We start from the raw sequence: 6,183 nt of genomic DNA, 5'->3' as shown, positions 1-6,183 counted from the left end.
ATCTAAATATATAAGCGAAATTAAGTAATACTTTTATAGAGCCTTATTTTGTGGTTTTTGTATAATGGAAAATGAAATATGGTATACGTGCAAATCAATGTTGATAAGGAATTGGCGGTTGAGGAATGATCTTTGATGATGATAAGTGGTTGTGTTGTTTTAGTTCTAATTTAGTGAATATTATTACAATTTAAATATATAGCAAATTGGGTTGACGGGTCAACCCGATTACTTAAATATCCTACAAAGGTAACGGTTTTCTATCAACAGAGAAAACACATTACATGCAACCGTTTCCGACCGCATGCAATGTGTTTATTTCCCACCTGTTACGGCAATTCCTTCAATAAACTGCTTTTGCAGGATGATAAATAAAATCAGCATCGGCAGGATTGCCAAAAACGAGCCTGCCATAAGGATCGGATAGTTTGTTAAATATTGACCCTGTAACGATGACAACCCAACAGAAATTGTCATCGATTCAGTAGAACTATTCACGATCATCGGCCACATTAGTTCATTCCAGCTCCAAAGGGTAGTGAAAATACCCAATGCCACCAAACCTGGTTTGGCGAGAGGAAGCATAATCTTCCAATAAATTTGAAAATGGTTGCAACCATCAAGCCTAGCCGCCTCTTCCAGTTCTTTTGGAAGTCCCATAAAAAATTGACGCAGCAGGAATGTACCAAACGCGCTAAACAAACCAGGGACAATGACGGCTTGCAATGTATTTAACCAGCCTAATTTCACTATAATCATGTATTGCGGCAGCAAAAACACTTGCCCAGGAACCATGAGTACCGATAATGCTAGGATAAATAGAAAATTCCTGCCGGGAAATTCAATTCGGGCAAAGGCATAGGCGGCCAACGAACACAAAAACAACTGCCCAGCTGTTCGTATGACCGTAACAATAAAGGTGTTATACATAAATTTGAAAAAAGGCAGCAGTGCAAATACCTCTTTGTAGTTCCCCCATTTGAAATCCTCTGGAATAATAACAGGCGGTACATGAATTGACTCAGCATAGGTTTTTAAAGAGGTGAGAATCATCCATATAAAAGGCAATACCATTGCCACCGATCCCACAATGAGGATGAAATGGATCAGGAATGTTTTACTCATTACAAGCTGTCTTGTTCTTTCCATTGGTACCACTTCCTTTTAATCATAATGAACCCACTTTTTCTGTAACACCATTTGAATTGCAGTAATAATTAAAATGACAATTAACAGAAGAACCGCGATGGCTGCTGCATATCCCTTATCATTTAAGACGAATGCATGTTGATAGAATAAATACACAATTGACTGCGTACTTTCTAAAGCTGTACTGCCCTTACCAATCATCATGAATATTAAGTCAAAAACTTGAAATGCCCCAATAAAAGACATGATTGATACAAAGAAAATAATAGGAGAGAGCAGTGGAAGCGTTATTTTAAAGAACACCTTTATGGGACCTGCTCCATCGATTTCTGCAGCTTCATAGTACATTTTTGGAATTCCTTGCAGCCCGGAGAGAAAGATAACCATGTTATACCCGATTCCACTCCAAATCGCGACAATAATAATGGAATATAGGGCGATTTTGGGATCAGTTACCCAGTGCGGACCCTTTATTCCGAGTAAGGATAAGAGATAGTTTAGTAGTCCGTAATCGGAATTAAAAAGCCATTTCCAAACCATGGCGATGGCAGCCGGCATCGTGATGACGGGCAAAAAATATAATGTCCGGTATACGGATTTCCCCTTAATTTTCTGGTTCAGGAGAACCGCTACGAGAATCGATAGGAAGATCCCAATTGGGACTGTAAAAATAATATAAATCCCGGTATTCTTAAATGATTTTAATAGGTTTGTATCCTCAAGCATCCGCTTATAATTATCTAACCCCGTCCACTCATACTGTCCAAATGCTCCCCATTCAGTGAAACTAAAGTAAAAGGTCTGAATGATGGGCCACAGGTAAAAAATAAACAAGCCAAGCATCGTAGGCGCAATCATGAGATAGGCCCAAAAGTAATCTGACCGTTTCCTTGCCTTCGCTAAATTAGAAATCTTAAATTTTTTATTCGCTTTCACTTCAACTTGAAGAGGAATTTCCTTCACTGTATTCCCTCCTTATTAGAAAAAAGAAGAGAAGAAACAACTTCTCCTCTTCAATTTTTCTATTTCTTAGATAAAGCCTCATTTGCCTTTTTCGTTAGCTCTTTTACGGCATCTTCTATACTTTCTTCCTCACTCCAAGCCTTTTTAAGAACATCGGTTTCATACTGCCAAATCTCCCCTGTACTTTTCACACTTGGCAGTGGAACAGAATATTCAACACCATCAATAAAGGCTTTAAGGTTCAAAGTTGGAACAGATTGCATCCAAGCATCTTGCGTCCCATTATAAGCAGGAATTACTGTTCCTGTTTTCGCATATACCTCAGCTGCTTCTTTAGAGCTTAAGAACTGAACAAACTTCCAGGCCGCATCCTTATGCTCTGTATTCGCCGCAATCACATTAGATAACCCATGAATTGCAACCGCGCGCTGTTTTCCTTTTGGCACAACAGCAACGTTTAAATCAGGATTATTCTTATATTCCGGAACCATCCAAGGACCATCAAACATCATCGCAATTTTTCCTGAGGAGAATAATTCAGAAGCAGCGGTTTCCGTCATTTTAGCTTGTGTAGGGGAAAGCCCTTCTTTAATAAAACTAATATTGTATTTAAGTGCCTCAATCGCCTCGGGTCGGTCAAAACCAACCGACTTGCCATCGTCAGAAATAATATAACCGCCATTTTGCCATATAAAATCATAATAGCCGCCTTGATTGCCCATTAAAGCACCATATCCCCAAATACCTTTATCTTTATTTGTGAGCTTTTTAGCCGCTTCCTTCAACTTATTCCAATCCCACGTTTCGTCTGGGTAAGGCACCCCTGCCTCATCGAAGATTTTTTTGTTATACCATAAGCCTGTTGTATCAAAGTCTTTAGGTATTCCATATACTTTTCCATCAACAGTATAAAGATCAATTAATGATTTCGGATAATTATCTAAACTAAAGTTATCTTTCTTTGCAAGGTCACTAAGCGGGAGTATAACCTTCCCTTCCGCATATTGCTCAACATGAGCACCATTCATCCACATAACATCCGGTAAGGCCCCCCCAGTGGCCGCTGTTTCGAGTTTCTGGAAATACTGACCATATGGAGTTAGCTCTGTTTTCACCTTAATGTTCGGATATTTTTTGTTAAACAACTTAACAATTTCTTCGACAGCAGGGACTTGCTTCTTATCCCAAAATCCATAAGTTATTTCCACTTTTCCATCTTTGGAATTACCTGAAGTGCTATCACTACATCCGGCTAACCCCAGTAATCCTACAACTACAGTTAAAAGCATGATAAGCCACTTTTTCATCTTGTTTCCCTTCCTTCTCTATAAATATTTAGTAGATTTCTAATAAAAACTCTTAAAACAGGAATGGTAGAATGACATGCTCCCCTTGTATCCCTTACTTATTTTTCAATTTTATTACTTTTGCTAAACTAAAATTAGAAAATTGAGCGAGAACTAATTTGTATAACGATTACCACCTCCCTAAATAATTTAACTTTTAACCTTTTCTATTAAGCTATTATAATAATCGTCAATATGAATCGATTGACCCTGATGTAACCTTGATTCTTCTGCAGCAAATGCCATTAGGTGACTTCTTACGGATGCAGAAGAGGAAGAAACACTATCCTGTTTATTTCCAAATTGAATTTCTCTCAGGAAGGTTCTCATGATGCCCTGGTCTCCGCCACCATGTCCTCCAATGGGGTTGTCAAACTTAATGACCGTTTCCTGTTTCGTGAGAAAATCAAAGATAGAGATGCTGTTTTCCTCCATATTTCCACGTATTTCTCCTTTTGTTCCCATGATTTGAACAATTCGAGTTTGTTCCCTTGTAAAGCCGCACATGCTGAACGTTGCTGTTGCACCACCCTCGAATTCCATATTGACTACTTGGTGATCGACCACATCATTATCAGAGTGGTACACACATTTTCCATAAGGTGTTTCATTTAATGCCTTTATGATGCCTTCATTCGTATAGTCTTCTGTAAATTTCTTTGCCCAGCCTTTCCCTTCTCCAAGATAATACCTGCCAGCATGAAAGGGACATTCCAGCTCGGCTGGACAGCCCTCTAAACATCTATTAGGTGCTCCAACCGGTGCATTTTCTTCCTTAAAATGCATGAGGGAACCATATGAACTTATACGCTTACAATCCTTGCCGATGACAAAAGAAATAATATCCATATCATGACAAGATTTTTGGAGAATCATCGGACTTGTTCTCCCGTTGTTATTCCAATTACCGCGAACAAAGCTGTGGGACATATGCATAACTTCCACATTTTCATTTAGCTGCAGCGATACGACCTCTCCAATTTCCCCTTTGGAAATAACCTTTTTAATCGTTGACCAAAAATCGGTATACCTAAGCACATGGCATATAGTAAGCTGACGATTATACTTTTGGGCGGCATGTTCCATTACAATACACTCCACTGGATCTGGAGACATAGGTTTTTCTAACAGAACATGATAACCCAATTCCAGAGCTTTCATCGTCGGTTTAAAATGATGACGATCCAGTGTACAGATAATTGCGATATCTGCTATTTTTGTTTCTTTATTCAATAACTCTTCCCACGACTCTAAACAATTTTCATCGGAAATATGATGAGCTTGTTGAAATTTGCTTCTTCTTTCTCCATTTGGCTCTGCCACAGCTATAATCTTTAGTTCATTAGGATATTCTAAGGCATAAGGCGCATAAGCTCTTGCCCCTCTGTCACCTGCTCCAATCAAAATGGCTGTCATTGGTTTCATGCTAAACTCTCCTATCATCATCAAACTTTGTTTTCCAACTATTTTCCTGATTTAATCCAAACGTTTTCCGAGCGTTGATTAAAAAAGAACCACTTAGGTTCGTTTTATGTTAGAGGACTCACGAATGACTAATTCAAACGGCAAGATCATCTTTATCGGAAGTCTTACATCTTCTTCCACCATTTCCATAATCGTTTTAGCCGCCATTCTACCCATTTCATACTTAGGGATTTCTACCGTTGAAAGCTGGGGTGATGAATATTTCCCCATTTCCAGATTATCCACGCCAAAGAAGGCAATATCCTCAGGGATTCGAAGCTGATTTTCTCTTACAGCCCTTATGGCAGCGATGGCCATTAAATCACTTGCGCAAACCATGGCGGTCGGCAAATGGAGCGGCTCTCTTTTTATCAAACTTCTCATTAGTTCATAGCTAGTTTCCATTTTCCATTTTGTATTGATGACCCATTCTGGTTGAATCGCAAGTCCTGATTCTTCCATGGCCTGTTGAAAACCTTTAAAACGATGTTCCGAAGATAAATCTTCAATGGTTGCATCAACCCCTCCACCAATAAATCCTATGTCTCGATGTCCTTGTTTCACTAAGTACTGTACCACCGCTTTGATCGCGGCCTCGCGATCATAGTCTACGATTGCGATATTTTTATCCGAATAATAAAAGTCCAGCCCTACTATTGGTATATGTTGCTGAATATATTCAATCAGGCTGTCCTCAATCTTATCGATCAGAAGCAATCCTTCAATCCCCAAGTCATGAATCGTCTTAAGAAGCAGCACTTCGTTTTCGATCTCATCCTTGGTAATACTAATGAGGGTATAATCTTTATTGGTTAAAGTATCACGAATACCTGTATAAATCGTTGCAAAATAGGGATTTGTTTCAGCAGATTTTGGATTGGCTACCCATCCAATTTTCATAGTTCTTGTCTTACTTTTTTCTTGCTTGTTGGTCACTAAATTTCGGGCATGCTGATTAGGAATATATCCCAACTCCTTTACTGCCTCCCAAATTTTCGTTTTCGTTTCCGGATGCACATTTCTGGTTTGATCATTTTGAATGACTCTTGAAACCGTCGAAATGGAAACGCCGACATATTCCGCAATATCCTTTAATCTTGCCACTACTAAAACACCTCTTAGATTTGAACTTAAGCGCTTTCTTTAATAGGATAACAAATTCTTATCCCATTTTAAATATTTTGTAAAAGAGGTTGTACCTTCATTTGACCAAATGAAGGGTTGTTGGTACATGATTGGTATAAAAAAATAAACTATAGGT

General features: G+C 38.7%; 5 protein-coding genes. All 5 read right to left on the bottom strand.

All coding sequences use genetic code 11. The annotated features are described in order from the left end of the window. Window positions 1-315: 315 nt before the first annotated feature. Window positions 316-1,149, bottom strand: a complete 834-nt coding sequence (locus V7659_RS16180; protein ID WP_335540868.1) for a carbohydrate ABC transporter permease — start codon at window positions 1,147-1,149, stop codon at window positions 316-318. Window positions 1,150-1,164: 15 nt separating this feature from the next. Further along, window positions 1,165-2,085, bottom strand: coding sequence for a carbohydrate ABC transporter permease (locus V7659_RS16175; protein ID WP_335540869.1), 921 nt, complete (start codon window positions 2,083-2,085; stop codon window positions 1,165-1,167). A gap of 86 nt (window positions 2,086-2,171) precedes the next feature. Beyond that, window positions 2,172-3,419, bottom strand: a complete 1,248-nt coding sequence (locus V7659_RS16170; RefSeq protein WP_335540867.1) for an ABC transporter substrate-binding protein — start codon at window positions 3,417-3,419, stop codon at window positions 2,172-2,174. 189 nt (window positions 3,420-3,608) lie between these two features. Then, complete coding sequence (locus V7659_RS16165) at window positions 3,609-4,883, bottom strand: Gfo/Idh/MocA family protein (protein WP_335540866.1); 1,275 nt, start codon at window positions 4,881-4,883, stop codon at window positions 3,609-3,611. 93 nt (window positions 4,884-4,976) lie between these two features. After that, window positions 4,977-6,026, bottom strand: coding sequence for a LacI family DNA-binding transcriptional regulator (locus tag V7659_RS16160; RefSeq protein WP_335540865.1), 1,050 nt, complete (start codon window positions 6,024-6,026; stop codon window positions 4,977-4,979). Window positions 6,027-6,183 lie beyond the last annotated feature (157 nt).

It is taken from the genome of Neobacillus drentensis (genome assembly GCF_036966985.1).
GTDB lineage: Bacteria > Bacillota > Bacilli > Bacillales > Cytobacillaceae > Neobacillus > Neobacillus drentensis_E.
This window is presented reverse-complemented; position numbering and strand designations above follow the sequence as displayed.

What these genes read in the sequence shown, in the direction of transcription:
- V7659_RS16170 (WP_335540867.1), bottom strand. Translation starts at nt 3,419, where the DNA reads ATGAAAAAGTGGCTTATCATGCTTTTAACTGTAGTTGTAGGATTACTG.
- V7659_RS16165 (WP_335540866.1), bottom strand. Translation starts at nt 4,883, where the DNA reads ATGAAACCAATGACAGCCATTTTGATTGGAGCAGGTGACAGAGGGGCA.
- V7659_RS16180 (WP_335540868.1), bottom strand. Translation starts at nt 1,149, where the DNA reads ATGGAAAGAACAAGACAGCTTGTAATGAGTAAAACATTCCTGATCCAT.